Below are 22,234 nucleotides of genomic sequence, written 5' to 3' on the forward strand. Positions count from 1 at the left end.
GTCAGGACCGACCGCTACTGTGATTGATATGGAAGCGGAGTCGGTTTCAGACGTGATCACCGAGATTCATCGGTGGCGCGAAGTGCTGTCCGATCTGCCGCCGGCGCAGACGGAGGACGAAGCGATCGACAGAATCACTGCGTTGGAAGAACTGACCTCAGTGAGTGCGGCAGCTCAGGCAAGAGAGACGCTGACATTCGACATGCACCGTCGGAATCGTGAAGCCGAAGAAGGAATGTCGCGCCGCAGACAGGGCAAGGGCCTCGGTGCCGAGATCGGGTTGGCTCGGAAGGTCTCACGGGCCAGAGGCAGCAGACTGCTCGGCTTCGCCAGGTCCCTGTTGATGGATCTGCCGAAGACCTATGCCTCCTTGAAGAGCGGACACATCTCAGAGGAGAAGGCGCGAGTTGTTGCGAAGGAGACCGATTGGCTCCCCAGGGACAAGCGTCACCAGGTCGATGATCGGATGGCCGACCGCCTCGCCGAGGTGGGTGTCGGTCGGCTGGGCAACGAGGTTCGCGCACTGGCTCAGCAGCTCGACCAGAAAGCAGCCGTCGAACACCTCGACAGATGTGTGGAAGAACGTGCCGTCACTGTGCGTCCTGCACCAGGAAACATGGCGTATCTGACAGCGCTCCTCCCCTTGTCGCAGGCGGTGGCAGCGTATTCCAACCTGTCGAGATCGGCACAGTCCATCGTCGGGACAGGACTGTCCGAAGGGCGAACTCAAGGACAGGTCATGGCCGATCTCTTGGTCGAGAGAACCACGGGCCAAGACAGTGCTGAGGCCATCCCTACCGAAGTCCATGTGGTGATGAATGAGAACAGCCTCTTCGACCCAGGCGAGACTCCAGCGTGGTTTCCCGGCTTCGGCCCGATTCCGGCAAAGACGGCACGCGAATTCATCGCCCAGAACGAAGCCTCAGTCTTCATCCGCAGGTTGTACACGCGTCCGTCCGACGGACAGCTGGTACGAATGGACTCGAAGCGACGTGAGTTCTCCGGACTGCTTCGACGCATGGTGGTGATTCGCGATGACGTCTGCCGATCACCGTGGTGCGATGCCCAGATCAAACACGCGGACCACTCGCAGGCATTCGCCGCGGGTGGTGAGACCGACTGGGACAATGCATCGGGACTGTGCGCTGCCTGCAACTTCATCAAGGAGCTTCCCGGTTGGCGACACGAGGCCACAGCAGAAGAGTTGGTCGTCCGGACTCCCACAGGGCACAGGTATCAGATCGGCACCAGACCGCTCGGGACCCCGACGACGAATTCCAGCGAGCTTCCCCGCTCCAATCTCGCCGACGAACCGACATCGGATGAAGCCAGCAACCCCAACACCTTCACAGTGAGGATTCCTCCATTTCGAAAGGTCGAAGCGCCGAGGCTTGAGGGAAGATTCGAATCCCTCAAGGTAGATATGTGGCACCGTCGTGAAGAGCCGCCGAGCGAGGTGGAGATGTGCCTTGTCGGACAACTGGCCGAATTCGTCTCTGCAGTCTGATGCACCAGGCTCTCGGCACTCTGATGCACCCGGCAGAGCATCGTGTCCTCGGCCGCGCAGCGAGAATTCCCTCTGCGTTCAACTGCGCGACTGCCGACGTGGCTAGGCTGGGAGCATGGACGAATATGCCGAGTGTGAGGTTCTCGGAACTTCACCTGCAGAGCTCAACGTCGAACTCGTGTGGGGTCTACCAGGTGGGCTGGGCCAAAGCTGGGAACCCGTCGGCTCCGCAGCCGGAATCCCGGGAATGCTGCCTCCTCCCCACGAGGTCGAAGAACTCTACGCAACGGCGGCAGCCGAACCGCCTTTGAGCGAAGATCCGACGCACGCGGCACTGTTCGCAAACCTCTACGACCTCTCGGTCCGAAATGGTCAGGTCCTCGTCGTGGCAGGTCGATCCGACGGGCGCTTACGATCGATCGCCTACGGACATTTCTGGTCGTGGCTGGAACAGGATTACGACTGGGCACATGAGCTCCGCTCGGCTCTCGGAGACGCCGCTCAGACAATCGAATGGTCTTTCGCGCTCAACCTGTTGGCACGTGACCCAAATCTGCGCAGTTCTGGTCTCGGACGGGCCACTCTGCAGACGTGGCTGGCCGGAATCAGCGGATACAGCTGCTGGCTGCAGACAAGTGACATCGACAGCCCCGCCCGCCGACTCTATGAGAGCCTCGGATTCTTCACGCTCGGTCATGGGCCGCAGGCACCCAACGGCAATCCGGGGCTGGTGATGTTCAGGCCAGCAGCCTGAGCCGAACCGTTCACTAGGATGGTGGCATGCGCAAAGAAGCTCCGGCAGACAATCAGAAGACCGAAACCTCCACCACGGCCGCAGAGCCGCAGAGCACGGAGTCGCAGAACACTGCCCCGATGCCACACGACGAGAACCTGTGGCTCGAAGACATCCACGGTGACGAGCCGATGGGCTGGGTCAAGGGCCAGAACGCGAAGACCATCTCCCGGTTCCAGGACGACCTGTTTGGCTCCATCGCCGGAGATATTCGGACGGCGTTGGATTCCGAGGGCAAGATCCCGATGGTGGCCAAACGCGGTGAGCACTACTTCAACTTCTGGCGTGACTCCAAGAATCCCAAAGGCATGTGGAGACGAACCACATGGGACAGCTACGTCTCAGATTCCCCCGAGTGGGAGATCCTCATCGACCTCGACGAACTCGGCGCAGCGGAGGAGACGCCGTGGGTATGGGCCGGAGCCTCGGTGCGTCGTTCGGACGATTCCCGAGCACTCGTCTCACTGTCTCCCGACGGTGGCGACGCCCACCGGGTGCGCGAATTCGACCTGGTGACCAAGACCTTCGTCGACGGCGGCTTCGACCTGCCCTCGGCGAAGACTCGCTTCGCGTGGTTGGACGATGACACGATCATCGTCGCCACCGATACCGGCGAAGACTCACTGACCACATCGTCCTATCCGCGACAGGCACGTGTCCTCACACGCGGACAAGCCATCTCCGATGCCCCGATCGTGGCCGAAGTGCCCCATGACCATGTCGCCATCTTCGTGGGCAGCGATGTCGGAGCGGCAGCAGCCGATGCCACCGACAGAGCGTTCTTCATTGATGCCATCGACTTCTTCAATACGCAGCTCAGCTTCATCGACCTCGACGCAGTCACCGATGAGTCGGGGTCCGTCTCAACCGTCGCCTCGGCGTGGGAGAACAACTGGACCGTCGTCGAGGTGCCGACCGATGTGGAAGTCGGGTTGGAAAGGGACAACGTCCTCTTCCGTCCCCAATCTGAGTGGATTCACGAGGATTACTCGGTCCCGGCCGGAGGTCTGGCCGTGGCTGACATCGCCGAGGTGAAGGCCGGAACAATCACACCGACCGTCATCTTCACCCCGGATGAGCACACGGCCCTGCAGTCATGGACGTGGACACGGGACTACCTGATCCTCGAGCTGCTGACCGATGTGCAGTCGCAACTGAGCGTTCTTGACCCGAACGACGACTTCTCGTCGTCCTCCCTGCCAGGAGTCCCCGCCAATCACATGGTCGGGTTGGGAGCCGTCGACAAACATGATGACGCGAGCGCCAACGACTATTGGCTGGTGAGCACGGGGTTTCTGACTCCATCGACCCTGGCGTACGGGAGCCTGGAATCGTCGAAGGGTGACAGTGAACCCGTCGTCATCAAGTCGGCTCCGGCGCTCTTTCCCAGCGACGGGTTCAGCGTGGAACAGCACTTCGCCACCAGCGAGGACGGGACGAAGATCCCCTACTTCCAGATCGCCGACAGCACGCTGGTCCTCGATGGGAGCAATCCGACCCTCCTGGACGGTTACGGCGGTTTCGAAGTCAGCCGGACTCCGGTGTACTCCCCGGTGATGGGCATCGGCTGGTTGGGTCGCACGACGACCGGAACCCGACACGATCCCGCCGATCGGCAGGCCGATGAGACCGCCGAGGCACCGATTCCCGCAGGACGTCGTGGGGTCTATGTCCTCGCCAACATCCGCGGCGGTGGAGAATACGGGCCGCGGTGGCACACCTCGGCGATGCGGGAGAACCGGATGCGAGCCTATGAGGACTACGCCGCCATCGCCCGAGACCTCGTCACCCGTGGGGTGACGAGTCCGTCGAACTTGGCCTGCGCCGGCGGATCGAACGGTGGGCTGCTGGTGGGGAACATGCTCACACAGCACCCCGAGCTCTTCGGTGCGATTTCGTGCGGAGTGCCTCTTCTGGACATGCGCCGCTACACCAAACTCAGCGCCGGCTATTCGTGGAAGGCCGAATACGGTGACCCCGATGTGGCCGAGGACTGGGAGTTCATCCAGAAGTTCTCGCCCTACCATCTGCTCGAAGACGGCACAGACTATCCGCCCGTGCTGTTCTGGACGGCGACCTCTGATGATCGTGTGGGACCAGTGCAGGCACGCAAGATGGCTGCGCGGATGCAGAATCGCGGCATCTCTGATGTGTGGTTCTTCGAAGACACGGAAGGCGGACACTCAGCGGCATCGGACAACAGACAGGCGGCATTCACCCGGGCCCTGAGCTACCGGTTCCTGTGGAACTCACTGACCGGAGAGTGAGCAAGTTCATAGCTTCGAAGAAGCCCCCGAGAGTAGGTTTGGAACCATGACGAACGACATGCACGAACCCCAGCGTTTTCACGCCGAATACAAGGTCATCGGCGGGAAGCTTGTGGTCGCCGATGTGGAGACCGACGGGAAGCACATCACCGAGGTCAAAATCTCCGGTGACTTCTTCCTCGAACCCGAAGAGGCCTATTTCGACCTCGCCCCCGCTCTTGTGGGCGCCAGCGTCATCGCCGACAACGCGAATCTGCGGCAGCGCCTCGATGCGGCGCTCGCCGGGTACGGCTCGGAACTGGCGATGCACGGATTCTCCACCTCGGACATCGCCACCGTCGTCCGCCGTGCTCTGGGGTCGGCGGCGAACTTCACCGACTTCGACTGGCAGGTCATCCGCGGCCAAGTGCTGCCCACGCAGCTCAATGTCGCACTCGATGAGGTGCTGCTGGAGGAAGTGGCGGCGGGACGTCGGAAACCGACGCTGCGATTCTGGGAGTGGGACGACACCGCCACGGTGATCGGAGCCTTCCAGTCCTATGTCAACGAACTCCGCCCAGAAGGCGTGGAGAAGTACGGCGTGCAGGTTGTGCGTCGCATCTCCGGCGGGGGAGCGATGTTCATGGAAGGCGGGAACTGCATCACCTATTCGATGTTCGTGCCGCCCTCGCTGGTCGCCGGCCTCGACTACGAGGAGTCCTACGTCTTCCTCGACCAGTGGGTGTTGGCAGCGCTGAAGAGCCTCGGCGTCGAGGCCTTCTACAAACCGATCAACGACATCTCCTCGACCGGCGGCAAGATCGGCGGTGCGGCACAGAAGAGACTGCGCGATGGCACTCTGCTCCATCACGCGACGATGAGCTACGACATCGACGCCGACAGGATGGTCGAAGTCCTGCGCATCGGTGAGGCGAAGATCTCTGACAAGGGAGTCTCGAGTGCCAAGAAGCGCGTCGACCCTCTCCGCAGCCAGACGGGTGAAGCCCGCAAGGACATCATCGACGTCATGGCCAACACCTTCGCCGACCGTTATGGGGCAAGCTTCGACACCTTCACCACCGACGAACTGGAGAAGGCTCAGATCTTGGTTGACGAGAAGTTCGGCACCGAGAAGTGGACACACCGGGTGCCGTAATCATGCGCCCTGGTGACCATGCAGCCGGTGAACTTCCTCGGGTAGGTGAACTTCCTCGGGTATGTTTCGTCCCGACTGCCTCGGGAGACAGCTCCGACTACATCGACCGCTTCGAAGCCGCGTTCGACGGCAGGGCCGAGACACACGTACTCTCGCTGTTCGGTCAAGGGCGGTGTGGGTACCAGAATCCGCAGATGCTGGTGGGCATGGACCTCATCTACGTCGGCGGTGGATCCACCGCCAACCTACTGACACTGTGGCGGCGCCACGGTGTCGACGACATTATGCGGGCTGCTGCGAAGGGCGGCACGATCCTTGCCGGTATCAGTGCCGGTGCCAACTGCTGGTTCGAAGCCTCCTCGACCGATTCGTTCGGTCCACTGGCGCCTCTGAATGACGGTCTCGGATTCATCCCCGGCAGCGTCTGCCCGCATTATCACGGTGAACCAGGCCGCGCCGAGACGTTCCAAGGTGGATCACGACCGGTCAGCTGCCGGTGCTCGGACTTGCCATTGACGACTATGCTGCGATCGTCTTCGAGAACTTCGCACCCACCTCGGTGATAGTGGAACAACCTGAAGCCAACGCCTACGTCGTTGACCGTTCGCGTGAGACGCGGCTCGGCACCGACGGTGACTCTGCCAGCGGCCCAGCCGGCACACTGCCTCGCCGTCTTCTCAGACGGGTGCTGTGATGAACGACCAGGTACTGCGATGAACGAGGACGAGCTGCAGGAAATATTCATCCGCGCGTACCGGAAGGAACGACGGGACGCGAAACTGCTCATCATCTTGTCCTCGCTGTTCGTCATCGTTGGGCTGATCATGCTCATCGGTGCGGGCCAGATCATCGGTCTTTTCGTCACTGTGTTCTTCGCCGCTGGAATCATCGCCGGCATCATGCAGCTGATCGGCACGAATACGAGGCTCGCACTTCTGCCGGGCATCATCGGTGCACTGCTGTTGCCGCAGTCGTCGGTCTCGTGTTCTTCGGCGGTGGCACGGCCGTCCTCTTCGTCCGCTACATTCGGAGCTGATAGTCGCACCTGCGCAAGCATTCGTCGCGGACGTTTGGACCACCTCGGCGATCTGGTCTGTAGGATTGGGAATCAATCAAGCCATACCCTGCACAAGGAGAGCCATGCGCCAGGTCGAACCGTCCGTAGAACTGCTCGCAAAACCCAGTATCGACTGGGAATCGATGAGGACATACCTCGACGAGGTGGGCGGAACTACCTGGGCGGATCGTGTCGAAGAGGCCGAGTCCCCGGACGCTGAGGACATCGTGGAGTTCTCCGGACGCATGTGCTACCGCTCATGGGAGCCGGGACTGAACCCGAACGTGTCCCGCGTGCGCACGGATTCGGCCCAGTACCTGGGCAATGTCATCAAATCCCAGCACGGTTCGGTCCTCGAACACGCGAATTTCACGTTCGTGCTGCACAACGTCTCGCGGGTGCTCACCCACGAACTGATCCGCCACCGTGCAGGATCGGCGTTCTCTCAGGAATCCCTGCGCTACGTCCGCCTGGCCGACATTCCGTTCTGGTTCCCCGAATGGGCACGTGAGGACTCAGAACTCATGGAACGCTCCCTCAAGGTCCTCGACACGCTCGAAGAGCACCAGAAGTGGATGACCGAGCACTTCGAACTCGACGAAGCCAGCACCAAGTTCTCCCACAAGAAGCACATGACCTCCTTCATGCGTCGCTTCGCTCCCGAGGGCCTGGCCACCGGCATCGTCTACACCGCCAACCTCCGCTCCCTGCGTCACGTCATCGAGATGCGCACCGCCAAGGGCGCTGAGGAAGAGATCCGATTGGTGTTCAACAAGATCGGTGAGGCCATGCTCAAAGAGGCCCCAGCGGTCTTCTCCGACTATGAAGTGGTCGACGGGGAATGGATCCCCGGGACCCGAAAGGCATGACATGGCTGACATCTACAACGCCGAACTCAACCCCGGAAAACTCGACGTCATCTCTGCCTGGCTGACCAAGCAGGCGTGGGCAGCCGAGGCCGATGTAGCTCCGGGCTCGCTGCAGAAGGTCACTTCCTACCGGTTGGATGATCCGGAGGGCAAGGTTGGAGCCGAGATCCACATCGTCGCCGCCGGTGACCGTGTCTTCCAGGTGCCCCTGACCTACCGCGGCGCAGAGTTGGCAGGTGCCGACAAGCACCTGATCGCCACCATGGAACATTCCATTCTCGGCAAGCGCTGGGTCTACGCCGGGATGGGCGACCCTCTCTTCCGACAGCGACTGGACCACACGATCGCGACCGCTGGGACTTCTGCGAAGCAGTACCGCGTCGACGATGAGGGCAACAGAATCGAAGAGATCACCGATGTGGCTCATACCTGGGGCACGGGTCCGCTGGCCGGAGCCGAAGACGTGCAGGTGCTGTATGAGCTCAACCTCGACTCACCGGCGGAGGGATCTGATGCGGGACTGCTCTTGGGCCGCTGGTCGGGCCAGGAGTCCGCAGTCGTCCTCGCCGTCATGGTGTGACGGGTTGATGCGCAGATGAGTCAGGACTGCCTGTTCTGCGGGATCGTCGCAGGTGCCGTGCCGAGCGCGAAGGTCGCTGAGACGGATACGACCTTCGCGTTCATGGACATCCAGCCGGGATCCGACGGGCATCTGCTCGTCGTCCCGAAAAGTCACAGCACCGATCTGTGCGATATCCCGCCCGCTGACCTTGCCGACGTGGCGATCGAATCGCAGCGCATCGCGAAGCAGGTCTTCGACGTGTGGGGTGCCGATGGAGTCAACCTGCTCAACTGCTGCGGCAAGGACGCCTGGCAGTCGGTGTTCCACTTCCATATGCACGTCATTCCGCGCTACCGCGACAAGGGCAAGGACCGGCTCAGGCTGCCGTTCGCACCCGGTGTCCGCGGTGACGCCGAGCTGAACGAGGACCTGGCAGCGTCGATGAGGTCGGCGCTGGAGGATCGCTGAGCCAACTCAGCGACCGAAATCCACTGGCTCAGCGCAAGGGATCCACCAGGTCAGCGATCCGATTTCACCGCTTGAGGTCGATGATCGTCATCCCCGATCCGGTGTTCGAGCCCAGAGCCTCCATAGCTGCTGGCGCCTCCTCGAGTCCGATGACGTTCGCGACCAGATCCTGCGGGCGCAACTTGCCGTCGACGACGAGGTCCAGCATCTCCGGGTATTCGGCCGCGGCCATCCCGTGGGAACCCAGCACGCTGAGCTCGAGGCCGATGACACGTCCTACGTCGACGACAGGCGGCGCGGCCAGCAGTCCGATCTGCACGTGCCGACCCAAGGGTGCCAGCGAGGCGATCGCGGCAGTGATCGTGTCCTCACGGCCGAGGGCATCCACGCTCACCGCCACACCATCGGGGCACTGATCCGAGAACTGCGCGATCACCTCGGCGGATAGTTCCTCCGGGTTCTTACCCATGGCGTTGACCGTGTGCGCGGCTCCATGCTCAGCCGCCCGGTCAAGCGCAGCATCGCTGACGTCGACCGCGACGACCTGGGCACCGATGGCACGGGCGATCATGATCGCAGACAGGCCGACTCCGCCGCAGCCGAAGACGGCAACCGTCTCACCCTCGTGAAGGTTCGCCCGCACGCGCAGTCCGTGGAAGGCTGTGGCGAATCGGCATCCGAGTCCCACCATCGCCGAGGCGGGGAGATCGTTCGGAACAGCGATGAGGTTGGCATCGGCGTTGTGGATGACCACCTGATCCGCCCAGGAGCCGAAGTGGGTGAACCCGGGCTGAGTCTGATCGGGACACACCTGTGCGTTGCCGCTCAAGCACCACCGGCAGCGACCGCAGCCGCACACGAATGGCACGGTCACACGCTGGCCGGTGTGGAACTTCGTGACCGTGGGCCCCGCCGAGGCGATGCGTCCGACCAGCTCGTGCCCGGGCACGTGGGGCAAGGTGATCGTCGAATCGTGGCCTGACCAGGCGTGATGGTCGCTGCGGCAGACTCCGGTGGCTTCGACGTCGATGACGACACCAGAGCTGGGGGTGGAGGGAGGCTCGATGTCTCTCAACTGAGGGAGGACAGAGAATTCTTCATAGACGATTGCACGCACACAGTGATCCTATGCAGAGGCGTTCCTGCTGCACAGCGCGGTCCACACTGTGCTCTGGCCGGCGAACTCTACCGGGCGTGGATTCCGGCGTGGCCCAGAGCGTCGAGCAGTCGCTGCCGCAGTGCCTGCGCACGTGCGGAGAAGGCCTTCTGCCGGTCCATGTACTCGGCCTTGCCCTCGGCGGTTTCGATGGCGACGACACCGTAGCCCCACCCGCGCAGATCGTAGGGCGAGGCCTCCATGTCGAGGGTGCGGATGTCGAGCGCCAGGTCGAAGCAGTTGACGACGAGGTCGGAGGGGGCGATGGGGCCGATCTTCATCGCCCATTTGTACAGGTCCATTCCTGCGTGCAGACAGCCGGGCTGTTCGTTGGCCACCATTGACTCGCGGCTGGGCTGAAGGGTGTTGCGGGGTCGGGCGGGTTCGGTGAAGAAGCGGAACGCGTCGTGGTGCGAGCACTGGATCCGGTGGCTCTCGACGACGACATCGGTGGCCTCATGGCTCAGGCGCAGCGGCACCTGCTGGTGGCGGCGCTGCTCTTCGCTGAGCTTGTAGACCATCGCCCATTCGTGGATGCCGAAGCACCCGAAGTTCGCCTCACGGTGGAGGGTCGACTGGAGCAGTGAGGCGATGAACTTCGCTCCATCGCCCCGGTCTTTGCGCCAGGCCTCGACATCCACCTCGGCGACCGTGCCAGCAGGGTCCGTGTGGTACCAGCGACGGTCGAAGTAGGACTGATCGGCTTCAGTGGCCAGTTCGAGCCGCACGCCGGGGCCGGGATTCCATTTGGCCAGCTGACCCGCTTTGAACGGATAGTAGGTGAACAGGAAGTCCTCGACCGGGTGCTTCTCGCCCTTGAGGCGGCGGGCGAGGTGCGCATCGGTCCTCTCTGCGATCCGCGTTGCGTGATGATCACGCAGACCGCGCCAGCTGGACGCGCTGATCGCAGCACCGGCGGTTCCTGCAGCACCGGCGGTTCCTTCGGCAGCATCATTGGCAGCACCGAGCAAGTCGGTGCTGTCGGCTGTCAGCGAGGCGGTGGAGGTCACCGCTTCATTGTCCCAGACCGCTTGGTCCCGCGCAGCGGGGGTGCCGTCAGCGGATCCTCGGGCCATGAATGTTTCGGATACCGGCCGCGGTTCTCCGCTCTGACGTGGGAATACGCATTTGCCCAGAAGGAAGCGAGATCGCTGGTGACCGCCAACGGTCGGCGGGCGGGGGACAGAAGGTGGACCACAACGGGCACCCGGCCCTCACACACGCTCGGAGCCGTCTGCCAACCGAAGCACTCCTGGAGCCTGACCGCGAGAACCGGCCCCTGCTCGGACTCGGAATCCGAATCCACAATGTCGGGATCGGGGTAGTCGAGGCGGATCCGTGAACCGCTGGGCACCTCGATGCTCACCGGCACCAACTCCTCGAGGCGGGCCGCCTGCGGCCAGGGCAGGAGCGTGCGTAGCGCCGATACCAGATCGACCTTGCCCGGGTCCGCCCCACGTGCGATCCGATCCAGGGCCGCCGGGCACCAGTCGATCAGGGTCTGGGACAGCCGCGACCAGCGCACGTCCGGCCACGGAGGCCCATAGACGGCGTGCACCAGCCCCAATCGGGACCGCAGCTCTTCGAATGCTTCGCTGGGTCGCAGAATCTCGCGGGCCCCGCGCTGGCGCACAGTCGCTGCGATCGCCGACCGAGCCAGATCCGGGCTCGCCTTGATCGGCGTGGCAGTGAGTTCGATGCCGCCGAGGCGGGTCCGGCGCACCGCACGCACCTTCCCCTGATCGAAGGTCGCAGTCTCCTCGGTCGCCATCAGTCCGGCGCCTGCAAGCTCAGCGGTGTCCTCGTCGATGACCACAGCAGCCCTGATGACGGCGCGACCGCCCGAGAGTCCGACGTCGGAGATCGCCAACCACGGGCTGCCCTGCAGAGACGAATTCCGGGGCAGGGACGCCGCCGTGCCGGATGCCAGCAGGTACTCGGACGCAGAGGAGCTGCGCAGCCGCCCGATCTGCAGCGGGTGGGCAAGCGCCACCACTAGACCCAGATCATCGGGGCGCAGGGAACCACCCCGAACTGAGCTGTGGTCCTGCGCTTGGTGGACTGCTGCGTCGCGACCGGCTGTGTCGTTCCCGGCTGAATCGCGGCCGGCAGTGTCGCGTGCAGCAGAGTCTCGTGCAGCACCGCCGGGCGGATCCGAGAACTCCGCGGCCAGGCCCGCGAAGCGCTTCACATCTTGGGTGAACCGCCGGTCCTTGCTGCGCCGCAGCTCGCGCAGGGTGGCCACGAGGTCGGCGCCAGGAGCACGCTGCTCAGATTCGATCACAGCGATCGCCTCGGCTGCCGCGGTCGGGGACAGCATTGCGGCTCCGTCGAAGAGACCTCGCGCCGACCACACGGAGGCGGGAATCCGGGCGATTGCCCGCCCCAGCTCCGTCACGGTGACAGTGGCGTCCTCGAGCGCCCCAGCCTCGGCGCTCGCCCTGCCTTCACCGCCTGTCTTGTCTCCGGATTCTGCGAGCTCGATCGCCCCGAGGGCCACGAGATTCTCTATGGCCAGGCGGTGCGGGCCATCCGGCATCGGATCCGGCAGCAGGTCCGTGTCGCCGCCCCACACCGCGAGGGTCAGGACCGCCGAAGTGAGATCGGAGGTCGCAATCTCCGCAGGCGTGTGCTCGGGCAGACTCGCCCAATCCGGTTCGGACAGGCAGCGATAGACCGTGCCCGGGCCCAGCCGTGAGGCACGACCACCACGCTGAGTTCCCGAGGCCTTGGACTCACGGGTCGTGACCAGCCCCGACATTCCACGGCGAGTATCCAACCGTGGCCCCCGTGCCAGACCGGAGTCGACCACGATGCTCACACCGGGGACCGTCAATGCCGACTCCGCGACTGAAGTCGACACGATCACACGTCGATGGCCAACCCCGGCGGAATGAGGGCGCAGGATCGCATCCTGCTCCTTGGCAGGGGTGCGACCGAGCAGAGTGCGGACTTCTGTTCCCGCGCCGGTGTGAAGCGACCGGGTGATCCGTGAAGCGATCTCCTCGACTTCTCGGGCGCCGGGGGCGAACACGAGCACGTCGCCACGCTCGTGCCGAGACAGGGCATCGACGGTCGTTCGCGCCACGTGATCGAGGAAGTCCCAGGTCACCCCGCGTGCATCCAGAGGCCGCTGCTTCGCCGGTGCCCACCTGACGTCGAGGGGATGAGCCTCGGCGGCGACCGATAGCAGCACGGCAATGCTGTCTCCGGAGCCCAAGCGTCTTGCCCACATCCTGGCATCAAGGGTCGCCGACATGACGACGAGACCTAGGTCCTCACGCAGATCGATGAGCTCTCGGCACAGCGCGAACGTCAGATCGGTGTCCAGCTGCCGTTCGTGCACTTCATCGAGGATGACCGCTGAGACCCCTGCCAACTCGGGGTCGCGCAGAAGCCTGCTCAGCAGCACTCCAGTGGTCACGAACTCGATTCGCGTGCGCGCCGAGGTCCGCGATTCGCCGCGAACCGTGAACCCGATGTCCTCGCCGAGGCGAGTCCCGGTCAGCGACGCCAATCGCCTGGCCGCTGCACGAGCCGCCATCCGCCGCGGCTGGGTGACGATGACTCGACCTTGAGTCTGAGCGTGTGGTGCCTGCCGCAGCAGATGGTCGGCGATGAGCGGTGGCACCAGAGTGGTCTTTCCCGTGCCGGGTGGGGCCTCGACGACTAGGCGGGGAAATCTGCCGACCGGGGCACCGTCCAGTTGGTCGATGAGCGCCGCAGCGGGCAGACCTGAGGCGATGTCTGACAGGGTGAATGTGCGTTCAGCGTCGGTGGGCCGCCGATTGGCCGAGTCACCCGATGGCTGCACCGGCTGCGAACGGTGTACGGCCTTCGGAGGTTGTGGTGGGGGCATGTCTCCAGTGTCTCAGCTGCGCAGCAACTGGGCGGCCTTCTCTCCGATCACAACCGAGGGCGCGTGGGTGTGACCGCGAATGATCTCCGGCATCACCGATGCATCGGCGACTCGCAGTCGGTCGACGCCGCGGACCCGCAGCTGCGGATCGACGACCGAGGTGTCATCGGTTCCCATCCGAGCTGTTGAGGTCGGATGGTAGAGGGTGTGGGAGTTGTGTTCGAGAAGGACGGAGAGCATTTCGTCCATCGGCAGTCGTTCCGCACCGCGAGGAGAGACATGACGGCCGTTGGTCACCTTGGCCATCGACGGGGTGGCGAAGATGTCGGAGACCATCTTCAGCGCTCGCAGCATCGTGGCGCGGTCGGCTCCCTCGGGATCGGAGAGATATCCGGCGTCGACGATGGCCTTGGCAAGGGGATCGGCCGATGCGAGGCTGATGTTTCCGCGGCTCTTCGGCTGGAGCAGAATCGGCCCCAAGGAGGCACCATGACAGGGTATCCCGCTGAGCCCTTCCTGCACATAGGCGACCGGGGCGAAGATGAGTTCGACGTCGGGCAGCTCGAGCGCATCGTCCGTGCGTACGAAGCCGTAGGCCTCGGCGACGTTTGAGGTCAGCATCCCTTTTCGCCGCGTGAGGTACTTGATGACGTTGCCGATCTTCGTGGCGTCTTTGATCGTGCCGCCCGCCACTTCGAGACAGATGAGGCTGGCCAGGTGATCGCGCATGTTCTGGCCGACCTCGGGGGATTCGACGAGGACCGGAATCCCGTGCCGGCCCAACTGGGTCGGATCTCCGATGCCGGAGAGCATGAGTGTTTGCGGAGTGTTCACGGTTCCGCCGCTGAGCACGATCTCTCTGCGGGCGCTCGCCTCGAAGCGCTTGCCGTCCACGAGGTATGAAACTCCGGTGGCGGTCTGTCGATCGAAGTTGACCTTCTCGACGTGAGCTCCTGTGCGGATGGTGAGGTTGGCACGGGATTTCGCGGGTTTCAGATAGGCCTGCGACGTGTTGTGCCGTGACCCTTTCAGCTGTGTGACTCGGGTCTGCGTGAAGCCGTCCGGCTGGGCGGAGTTCGCCTCTTCGACACGGTGACCGGCCTCCCTGACACCCTTGAGGAAGGTCGAGGTCAGCGGCCTGGGGTCTCGCTGTTCGGCGACGCTGATGTTCGTCGACTCGAACAGCGGTGCCAACGACTGCCATCCCCATGTCGACCCTGCCGATTTCGCCCAGTTCTCGTAGTCGGCGGCGAAGCCGGGGACCCACATCATCGCGTTGAGCGAGGATGATCCGCCCAACACTTTGCCCCGGGGCCAGTAGACGGTGCGGCCGTCAAGACCCGGTTGCGGAATCGTCTCGTAGTTCCAGTCGACTTGTGACTTGAACAACTGAGAGAAGGCTGCCGGGATCGAGATCTTCGAGTCGGTATCCGGACCTCCGGCCTCAAGCAACAGCACTGAGGTATTGGGATCTTCGGACAGGCGAGATGCGACGACGGCTCCGGCCGAACCAGCGCCGACGATGATGTAGTCGAATTGATCACTCACAGGTGACACTCCTTTGTGCATACAGCTTCATTCATGCTGCGCGAGGTTTCTGATGGGCTGGGATTGTTCAGGCTTGGAACGCGGCGAGGAAGATCCCCGGCAGCTTCGCCCAACTCGGTGCCGCGGCGAACGCGGTCAGGGCGCGCCCAGTGCGTGCGGCGCTGCGCGAGGTGACGAACCACGGTGGTTTGGGGAACAGAGCGAACTCACCGCCGAGGATCGAGCGCGGGAACGGTCGGAACGGCCCCGCGACCACTGTGCGTTCAGTGTGGGGGATGAGCAGACCGTTGTGCACGACGCCGATGCCGCTCTGCACGTCCTCGAGCGTGTGACCGGGAAAGGCGCCCCAGGTAGCGGTCGAGGTGAGGAAGGCCAGGCCCGTCCACGCGTTGATCCCGATCGACCCATAGCGCAGCCGTTCGATCTCGGAATCGAACTGCTCTCCCAAGTTCTTCCGGTCATCGGGGGCGATGATGACGTTGGCCCCCAGAGTGCCGGCCAACGTGTCGTTGGCGTAGTCGATGGCATCGTGGAGGAACGCCGCCCGGTGCTCGAGCGTGTCCGGAGCACCCACCTCCGTTCGAATGGTCTTGACGCCGAGTACGTTGGCGAAGTACTCGGTGGTTTCGACTTCGGTCTCACCGGCGATGGTCACGAGCAGTCGATGCCCGTTCGAGAACGACTCGACATGGTCGTGGTCGGCCGTCGCCTGTTCGATCCGCTTCTGACCGCCCGGATACCACGCGGCGCGATCGTGGACACGGTCCAAGACAGCTGCGAGTACATCGAGGAATTCCTCACGCTGGGGCCATTGGGCGTCGAGGACGACGACTTGGGCTGCGATGCAGTTATGCCCTGCATTGTGCAAGCGCATAGTGGCGACGTTCTCTGCCTGATACTTCAAATCCGCCTTCGACCAGGCACCGGGCACGACGATGACCGGAGAGACTCCGCCCAGCTCGCTGGTGATGGGTTTGCTCAGCTTCGGCTCAGCTTCCGGGCCAGAGTGATTCCCACGGGCTCCCCATACGATTCGGTCGTGGGTATCTGCGCTGCCGGTGATGTGGACGTGGTCGATATCGGGATGGTCGCAGAGGTACTCGCCGACTGCGGCGCCGCCTTGGACGACACGCAGCAGATTCGCTTCGATGAGAGGGCCGAGGGCCTCACGATAGACCGACAGCAGTGGAGCCAAGGTGGGATTGATCTTGAGGATGCTCGCCCGGTTGTGCGCGACGAGTTCGGTCAGGACATCCAAGGGGCCGATCGATGTGATGTTTCCCGCGCCCAGGACCAGGCTGACACCGGCTTCCGTCCCGAGATGCTTGGCTCCCAATCCGGCGTCGGCCCGGACCGTTTCAGCGTCGACTCCCGGAAGGGTCCACACATCTGCCGAGAAGCCATGGAAGATGATGGCCTCCCGCAGATGGGTGGGAAGCACCTTCCAGGTCAGGCGTCCGCCGCCGGTCTCGCCAGGGTCGACTCCGTCAAGCGGAGAACTATCCCGCGCCAACGCACGGACTGATGCGGCGGCGGTGGAGAATCCAGTCAAAGCGGCATAAGGGCCGGACAACCACTCTTCGCCAGTGAGCTGTGAATCAGGGTGGAGACCTTTGATGTCGGTGGCGGTGCGTGTCCAGCGAGCGACGTTGAGCGCGATTGACTCGTGTGTGCGCTCCAGCAATCGGGCGCGTTGTGACAGGGACAGATTCGCCCACTGACGTATTCCCGAGCCCAGTGCACCGACAGCAGTGTCGAGCCGGGTGGTGTCAAGCGGGTACTCAGCTGCCCGCATGGGTTCGGTCGCGGTGGGTGAAGTCTCAGCTGGCATGGTGTCTGCTCCTCGTTGAGCCTGGTCGCCGGGAGGCATCGTCCCGTGGCGACAGCAGCGTCTGTGTCAGTGAGGCCATCGTATCTGCAGGCGGTGATAGTTCTTATGGGCGCCGATCCTAAACCTGGACGAAACCATTGTGCGTGAGCACAATCGATGGGTACTCTGGCGAGGTGAGTGACAATGTTGACGTTCGTGATGGTGTGCTTGCTTCGACTCTGGACGTCGATCGTCTTTCGCACGTGATCGCCGATGACATCCTCTCGGGAGATCGAGCCTATGCTGAGAGACCCATCCCTCGCCAGAGTCTTGTCGACATCGTTGCCGAGAATCTGCGATCCCTTCTGAATTCGTTCGGATCCGCAGACTTGGATCTGGGGCCGGCCCGCCGTGCTGGTCAAATCAAGGCCGAATATGGGGTCGAGCTCTCCGGCGTCCTCCATGCTTACCGCATGGCGGGGTTGCGATTGTGGAGTGCCTTGGAGGAGTCCTCCGGGCTCGAGGACTCGGGCCAGAGCACTCTGTTTCCGTTGGGTTCAGAACTGTGGACGGCCCTCGACGAGCTCTCCACAGCTGCGGCGGAGGCGCATCGCGAGGTGGCCATGGCGCGTGAGCGCTGGGCAGAGCAGTCACGGTTCGGCGCGGTCGTCGATCTGCTGTCCCCGATGGCGGCACCAGAACGCCGCGAGGCGGCTGCCCGCTTGCTCCAGGTGCGCGAGGGCATGCGGTTGTTTGTCCTGGTGATGGACGAACACAGTCCAGAAGTCGAGATTCTCGGCGCGCGCGAGCACTGGGCGGAGTTCAACGGTGCGCGAGTGTGCCTGCTGGTGCAGCGGGAGAGTGCCGAATTCCTTGTTTCCACCGATGGTGCTCGGATCGGGGTGAGCGACGAGTTCCGATCATTGGAGTGCGCAATCGAGGCGGAGCGCCAGGCCCGTGTCGCGCTGCGCTGTTTAGGCACCGCACGCGAAGGAATCGGCCGCTACGGTCAGTCGCTGACCGATATGCTCATCGTCTCCCAGCCCAGGGAAGCCGAAGTTCTGGTCAGACGGACCTTCACCGAGGTCGGTGCTCTCAGCGGCGACAGTCGTGAAATACTGCTTGACACATTTGAGACGTGGATCAAGTGCGGCGGTTCGCTCTCGAAAGCCGGCGAGCTGCTCCACTGCCATCGGAACACGGTCAATTACCGGCTGCGCAGATTTGAGACGTTGACTGCGCGGTCGATAGGCGATCCCACTGATCTCACTGTACTGACGCTGGCCCTGCGGACGATTCGACTGCTCGGGTGGCCGGCCAAGCGTTGAAAGCCTGTGTTCGCAACTGGACATCTGAGATTCGGCCACGCAGCGCAAGGTCAGCGGTGGTGGACGTCTTCGTACGCTGACGCCACGCACGTGGGCACCGTGACATATTCTGCGGTGTCGGACGCGACTTCTTCGAACTCTCGACCAGCTGCCCAGGTTCCCGTGTGCCAGGCGCGCATCGCACTGACTAGACTGGGGCACATGCGTATTGCCAGATTTGTGCACCAGGACGAACCCAAATACGGAGTCGTCGAAGGCGACGTGCCGCAGATTGAGGACGGGACGTGGGACACGTCCGGCCTCAGCCTCGCCGTTCTCGACCAGGACCCGTTCTTCGCTCCGGCCCAGTCGACGGGGGAGCGGCTGAAGTTCGACGATGTTCGTCTGCTCAGCCCGATCCTGCCGCGGTCGAAGGTCATCGGCGTCGGCCGCAACTTCGCCGATCATGCCGCCGAGCTCGGCAATGAGGTGCCCGTCAGCCCACTGACCTTCTTCAAGCCCAACACCGCGGTCATCGGCCCCGGAGACCCGATCCGTCTGCCCGCCATCAGCGAATACGTGTCCTACGAAGCCGAGCTGGCCGTCATCATCGGCCGCGTCGCCAAAGGCGTGAAGGCAGAGAACGCCTTCGACTACGTCCTCGGCTACACCGCGAGCAACGATGTCACACTGCGGGACATCCAGAAGTCGGACAAGCAGTGGACCCGGGCGAAGGGCTTCGATACCTCGAGCCCACTTGGACCATGGATCGAAACCGAACTCGACGTCGATGACCTCTCCATCCGGTCCTGGGTCGACGGGGAGCTGAAGCAGGACGGCACAACCGCCGGCTTCATCTTCGACATCCCGACGATCATCGAGCACCTGTCCGAAACGATCACCTTGCTGCCCGGAGACGTCCTCCTCACCGGCACTCCCGCCGGTGTGGGTCAGATCGTCGCCGGAAACCGTGTCGATATCGCTATCGACGGCCTCGGAGTCCTTACCAACATGGTCATGGACGCCTGAGACCAGCACACATCACCAGCTCAAGCCCCACAATGCAACAGCCGCACAACTCGCAGCACCAGAGACCGAAGGATCACAGTGAGCGTCAAAGTTCGTTTCTGCCCATCACCCACCGGCACCCCGCACGTCGGTATGGTCCGCACCGCCCTGTTCAACTGGGCATATGCGAAGCACACCGGCGGAAAGTTCGTCTTCCGCATCGAGGACACCGACGCCGCCCGTGACACCGAGGAGAGCTTCGGCCAGGTCCTCGAGGCCATGAAGTGGCTCGGCCTCGACTGGGATGAAGGCATCGACGTCGGCGGACCCGACGGGCCCTACCGCCAGTCCCAGCGCGGCGACATCTACGCCGGCGTGATCGAGAAGCTCAAGGCCGCCGGACACATCTACCAGTCCTACTCGACCAATGAAGAGGTCGAAGCCAGGCACAAGGCAGCAGGCCGCGACCCCAAGCTCGGCTACGACGGCTACGACCGGGACCTCACCGCCGAGCAGATCGCCGGTTTCAAGGCCGAGGGCCGCGAACCCGTCTGGCGTGTGCGTATGCCCGCCACCGACGTCACCTTCACCGACCTGGTGCGCGGAGAGATCACCTTCCGAGCGGGCACCATTCCCGACTACGTCGTCGTCCGTGCGAACGGTCAGCCGCTGTACACCCTGGTCAACCCCGTCGACGATGCCCTCATGGGCATCACCCATGTGCTGCGCGGTGAGGACCTGCTGTCCTCGACCCCACGTCAGGTCGTGCTCTACGAAGCGCTCAAGGACATCGGCGTCGCCGAGGCAACCCCCGAGTTCGGTCACCTGCCCTACGTGATGGGCGATGGCAACAAGAAACTGTCCAAGCGCGATCCGGAATCCAACCTGTTCCTCCACCGCGACAACGGCTTCATCCCCGAAGGCATCATCAACTACCTGGCCCTGCTCGGCTGGTCCATCGGACCCGACCGAGACGTCTTCAGCGTCAAGGAGTTCGTCGAGGCCTTCGACATCCACGATGTTCTGCCCAACCCCGCCCGCTTCGATGTGAAGAAGGCGACGTCGATCAACGCCGACCACATCCGGCTCCTCGACGTCAGCGACTTCCGTGACCGTCTGGTGCCCTATCTCCAGGCCGCCGAGGTGCTCCCGGAGAAGCCATCGGAGGCTCAGCTGGAGATCCTCAGCCAGGCGGCTCCGCTCGTGCAGACGAGGATGAACCTCCTCGGCGAAGCACCTGACCTGCTCGCGTTCCTGTTCACTCCCGATGCCGAGCTGACCATGGCCGAGGACGGTCTGAAGACCCTGAAGGATTCGGCTCCCGAGGTGCTTGCCGCCTCGATCGAGGTCCTCGAAGGAGTCGAGGACTGGACGACAGACACGCTGCACGAAACGCTTCAGGCCAAACTGGTCACCGAGATGGAGATCAAGCCTCGACTGGCCTTCGGCCCGCTGCGCGTGGCCGTGTCGGGACGCAAGGTCTCACCACCTCTGTTCGAGTCCATGGAGATCCTCGGCAAGGACTCGTCACTGACTCGCCTGCGGGCGCTGGCCGCCCAGCTGTGACGATGCTCAATCAGGCGGCCTGGACGCGTGGGGGACTGCACCTGAAGGACGTGACCTTCGAAGCCCCGCTCGACCACTTCGGTGGGGGAGCAGGACGGTCCGCGGCCACCTCGGCGCCCATCGAGGTCTTCGCCCGGATCACCGCGACCGAAGCCGACAGCACCAAGCCGTACCTCGTGTACCTGCAGGGCGGTCCGGGTGTCGAAGCACCCAGGCCCACCACCCCCGTCGGCGAGTCCACCTGGTTGGCGCGAGCACTCGAGGACTTCCAAGTCGTCATGCTCGACCAACGCGGAACCGGGAGATCGAGCCCCATTGGCTCCGTGGACGGACGCATCACCGGTCTCGACGGAATCGGCGAGGCCCCTGCAGACATCGCTGCGGCGCTGAGCCACTACCGTGCCGATTCGATCGTCGAGGACGCTGAGATCCTGCGCCGCGGGCTGGGAGTCGACTCCTGGTCGCTGCTGGGTCAGTCGTTCGGAGGATTCACCGCCCTGCGGTATGTCTCCGCGCATTCGGAATCACTGAACGAGGTCTACTTCACCGGCGGACTGCCGGCGATCGGAACCGACCCCGCCACCGTGTACGCCACGACGTGGGAAGGTATGAAGCGGAAATCAGAGCAGTTCTACCGAGCATTCCCCGGTGACCGCGACAAGCTCGCCCGGATCATCGACCTCGCCGAGGCGGATGGGGGCATCGCGCTGCCCGGCGGAGCCCGCGCCACGACGGAACGCATCCGGCTCCTCGGGCACTTCCTCGGAGCTTCCGACGGACCCGAGAAGCTGCACTACCTGCTGGACCTGGACCCTGCCTCGGCGGCATTCCGTCATGATCTGGCTGCCGCACTGCCGTTCTCTGGACGAAATCCGCTCTACGCCGTGGTCCACGAGTCCTGCTGGGCCGACGGTGCGGTCACCAACTGGGCAGCTCGGCGGGCAATGCCTGCGGACGTCGAAGCCGATCCGACCCTTTTGGCCGGCGAGCACGCCGGGCCCGAGTCACTTGCCGAGGATCCGGAGCTTGCCCCCTTCGCCGAGGTGGCCCAGCTCGTGGCACAGCACGAATGGTCCAGGCTCTACGACGTTGATGCGCTGCGGGCCTCAAACGTGCGCGGAGGCGCAGCAGTGTACTTCGAGGACGCCTACGTTCCTCCGGAGTACTCACTGGCCACAGCGGACCTCCTCGACGGAGTGACGCCATGGGTGACGAACGAGTACGAGCACAACGGACTGCGTGCTGACGGATACCGGGTGCTCGATCGCCTTATCTCCCTGGCGTGGGCGTGAATTCGTTCGTGCAGGTGGCACATCGTTCGA

General features: G+C 63.6%; 18 protein-coding genes. 13 read left to right on the top strand and 5 right to left on the bottom strand.

The genetic code is table 11. The features are described from left to right. The first annotated feature begins 28 nt into the window (after positions 1-28). From JFC13_RS10530 to JFC13_RS10565, 9 genes are all read left to right on the top strand, one after another. Entirely contained in the window at positions 29-1,507 is a 1,479-nt protein-coding gene (locus tag JFC13_RS10530) for an HNH endonuclease (RefSeq protein ID WP_198397023.1), read from the top strand. 115 nt (positions 1,508-1,622) lie between these two features. Beyond that, positions 1,623-2,261 (top strand): GNAT family N-acetyltransferase, encoded by a 639-nt coding sequence (locus JFC13_RS10535; protein ID WP_198397024.1) that lies wholly within the window; start codon positions 1,623-1,625, stop codon positions 2,259-2,261. A gap of 26 nt (positions 2,262-2,287) precedes the next feature. After that, complete coding sequence (locus tag JFC13_RS10540) at positions 2,288-4,567, top strand: prolyl oligopeptidase family serine peptidase (RefSeq protein WP_198397025.1); 2,280 nt, start codon at positions 2,288-2,290, stop codon at positions 4,565-4,567. A 46-nt stretch (positions 4,568-4,613) separates the two neighbouring features. Beyond that, positions 4,614-5,702 carry a lipoate--protein ligase family protein gene (locus JFC13_RS10545; RefSeq protein ID WP_198397026.1) on the top strand — a complete coding sequence of 363 codons (1,089 nt, stop codon included), beginning with the start codon at positions 4,614-4,616 and terminating at the stop codon, positions 5,700-5,702. 2 nt (positions 5,703-5,704) lie between these two features. After that, entirely contained in the window at positions 5,705-6,265 is a 561-nt protein-coding gene (locus tag JFC13_RS10550) for a Type 1 glutamine amidotransferase-like domain-containing protein (protein WP_232488457.1), read from the top strand. Positions 6,266-6,415: 150 nt separating this feature from the next. After that, on the top strand, positions 6,416-6,979 hold the full coding sequence (locus JFC13_RS19345) for a hypothetical protein (RefSeq protein WP_232488458.1): 564 nt from the start codon (positions 6,416-6,418) through the stop codon (positions 6,977-6,979). Continuing rightward, entirely contained in the window at positions 6,903-7,628 is a 726-nt protein-coding gene (gene thyX, locus JFC13_RS10555) for an FAD-dependent thymidylate synthase (RefSeq protein WP_232488459.1), read from the top strand. The genes JFC13_RS19345 and thyX overlap by 77 nt, the downstream gene beginning before the upstream one ends. Position 7,629: 1 nt before the next feature. After that, the gene (locus JFC13_RS10560; RefSeq protein ID WP_198397028.1) at positions 7,630-8,208 is read left to right on the top strand and encodes a maltokinase N-terminal cap-like domain-containing protein; all 579 of its coding nucleotides are present in this window, start codon (positions 7,630-7,632) and stop codon (positions 8,206-8,208) included. A gap of 15 nt (positions 8,209-8,223) precedes the next feature. Next, positions 8,224-8,658 carry an HIT family protein gene (locus JFC13_RS10565; RefSeq protein ID WP_198397029.1) on the top strand — a complete coding sequence of 145 codons (435 nt, stop codon included), beginning with the start codon at positions 8,224-8,226 and terminating at the stop codon, positions 8,656-8,658. Between the two features lie 64 nt (positions 8,659-8,722). Here the strand turns inward: JFC13_RS10565 and JFC13_RS10570 are convergent, their stop codons facing one another. From JFC13_RS10570 to JFC13_RS10590, 5 genes are all read right to left on the bottom strand, one after another. Beyond that, positions 8,723-9,775, bottom strand: a complete 1,053-nt coding sequence (locus JFC13_RS10570; RefSeq protein ID WP_198397030.1) for a zinc-binding dehydrogenase — start codon at positions 9,773-9,775, stop codon at positions 8,723-8,725. A 68-nt stretch (positions 9,776-9,843) separates the two neighbouring features. Beyond that, the gene (locus JFC13_RS10575; RefSeq protein ID WP_332839387.1) at positions 9,844-10,824 is read right to left on the bottom strand and encodes a 3-methyladenine DNA glycosylase; all 981 of its coding nucleotides are present in this window, start codon (positions 10,822-10,824) and stop codon (positions 9,844-9,846) included. After that, positions 10,821-13,673: an ATP-dependent helicase HrpB gene (gene hrpB / locus JFC13_RS10580; RefSeq protein ID WP_198397031.1), complete on the bottom strand. Its 2,853-nt coding sequence runs from the start codon at positions 13,671-13,673 to the stop codon at positions 10,821-10,823. Before hrpB ends, JFC13_RS10575 begins: the two co-directional genes overlap by 4 nt. A gap of 12 nt (positions 13,674-13,685) precedes the next feature. Further along, positions 13,686-15,221 carry a GMC family oxidoreductase gene (locus JFC13_RS10585; protein WP_332839388.1) on the bottom strand — a complete coding sequence of 512 codons (1,536 nt, stop codon included), beginning with the start codon at positions 15,219-15,221 and terminating at the stop codon, positions 13,686-13,688. 67 nt (positions 15,222-15,288) lie between these two features. Continuing rightward, complete coding sequence (locus JFC13_RS10590) at positions 15,289-17,052, bottom strand: aldehyde dehydrogenase family protein (RefSeq protein WP_198397033.1); 1,764 nt, start codon at positions 17,050-17,052, stop codon at positions 15,289-15,291. 173 nt (positions 17,053-17,225) lie between these two features. On the opposite strand from JFC13_RS10590, the gene JFC13_RS19890 reads away from it, so the two are divergent. The 4 genes from JFC13_RS19890 (at position 17,226) to JFC13_RS10610 (ending at position 22,204) form a co-directional block, all read left to right on the top strand. After that, complete coding sequence (locus JFC13_RS19890) at positions 17,226-18,359, top strand: PucR family transcriptional regulator (RefSeq protein ID WP_198397034.1); 1,134 nt, start codon at positions 17,226-17,228, stop codon at positions 18,357-18,359. 201 nt (positions 18,360-18,560) lie between these two features. Beyond that, complete coding sequence (locus JFC13_RS10600) at positions 18,561-19,367, top strand: fumarylacetoacetate hydrolase family protein (RefSeq protein ID WP_198397035.1); 807 nt, start codon at positions 18,561-18,563, stop codon at positions 19,365-19,367. 132 nt (positions 19,368-19,499) lie between these two features. Then, the gene (gene gltX, locus JFC13_RS10605; RefSeq protein ID WP_232488508.1) at positions 19,500-20,912 is read left to right on the top strand and encodes a glutamate--tRNA ligase; all 1,413 of its coding nucleotides are present in this window, start codon (positions 19,500-19,502) and stop codon (positions 20,910-20,912) included. A 2-nt stretch (positions 20,913-20,914) separates the two neighbouring features. Beyond that, positions 20,915-22,204 carry an alpha/beta fold hydrolase gene (locus tag JFC13_RS10610; RefSeq protein ID WP_198397037.1) on the top strand — a complete coding sequence of 430 codons (1,290 nt, stop codon included), beginning with the start codon at positions 20,915-20,917 and terminating at the stop codon, positions 22,202-22,204. Positions 22,205-22,234 lie beyond the last annotated feature (30 nt).

It is taken from the genome of Brevibacterium antiquum, from assembly GCF_016107655.1.
Classification (GTDB): Bacteria; Actinomycetota; Actinomycetes; order Actinomycetales; family Brevibacteriaceae; genus Brevibacterium; species Brevibacterium antiquum.

Coding starts and splice junctions, on each gene's coding strand:
- JFC13_RS10530 (WP_198397023.1), top strand. CDS start 29: ATGGAAGCGGAGTCGGTTTCAGACGTGATCACCGAGATTCATCGGTGG.
- JFC13_RS10535 (WP_198397024.1), top strand. CDS start 1,623: ATGGACGAATATGCCGAGTGTGAGGTTCTCGGAACTTCACCTGCAGAG.
- JFC13_RS10540 (WP_198397025.1), top strand. CDS start 2,288: ATGCGCAAAGAAGCTCCGGCAGACAATCAGAAGACCGAAACCTCCACC.
- JFC13_RS10545 (WP_198397026.1), top strand. CDS start 4,614: ATGACGAACGACATGCACGAACCCCAGCGTTTTCACGCCGAATACAAG.
- JFC13_RS10550 (WP_232488457.1), top strand. CDS start 5,705: ATGCGCCCTGGTGACCATGCAGCCGGTGAACTTCCTCGGGTAGGTGAA.
- JFC13_RS19345 (WP_232488458.1), top strand. CDS start 6,416: ATGAACGAGGACGAGCTGCAGGAAATATTCATCCGCGCGTACCGGAAG.
- thyX (WP_232488459.1), top strand. CDS start 6,903: ATGAGGACATACCTCGACGAGGTGGGCGGAACTACCTGGGCGGATCGT.
- JFC13_RS10560 (WP_198397028.1), top strand. CDS start 7,630: ATGGCTGACATCTACAACGCCGAACTCAACCCCGGAAAACTCGACGTC.
- JFC13_RS10565 (WP_198397029.1), top strand. CDS start 8,224: ATGAGTCAGGACTGCCTGTTCTGCGGGATCGTCGCAGGTGCCGTGCCG.
- hrpB (WP_198397031.1), bottom strand. CDS start 13,673: ATGCCCCCACCACAACCTCCGAAGGCCGTACACCGTTCGCAGCCGGTG.
- JFC13_RS10590 (WP_198397033.1), bottom strand. CDS start 17,052: ATGCCAGCTGAGACTTCACCCACCGCGACCGAACCCATGCGGGCAGCT.
- JFC13_RS10600 (WP_198397035.1), top strand. CDS start 18,561: ATGCGTATTGCCAGATTTGTGCACCAGGACGAACCCAAATACGGAGTC.
- gltX (WP_232488508.1), top strand. CDS start 19,500: ATGGTCCGCACCGCCCTGTTCAACTGGGCATATGCGAAGCACACCGGC.
- JFC13_RS10610 (WP_198397037.1), top strand. CDS start 20,915: ATGCTCAATCAGGCGGCCTGGACGCGTGGGGGACTGCACCTGAAGGAC.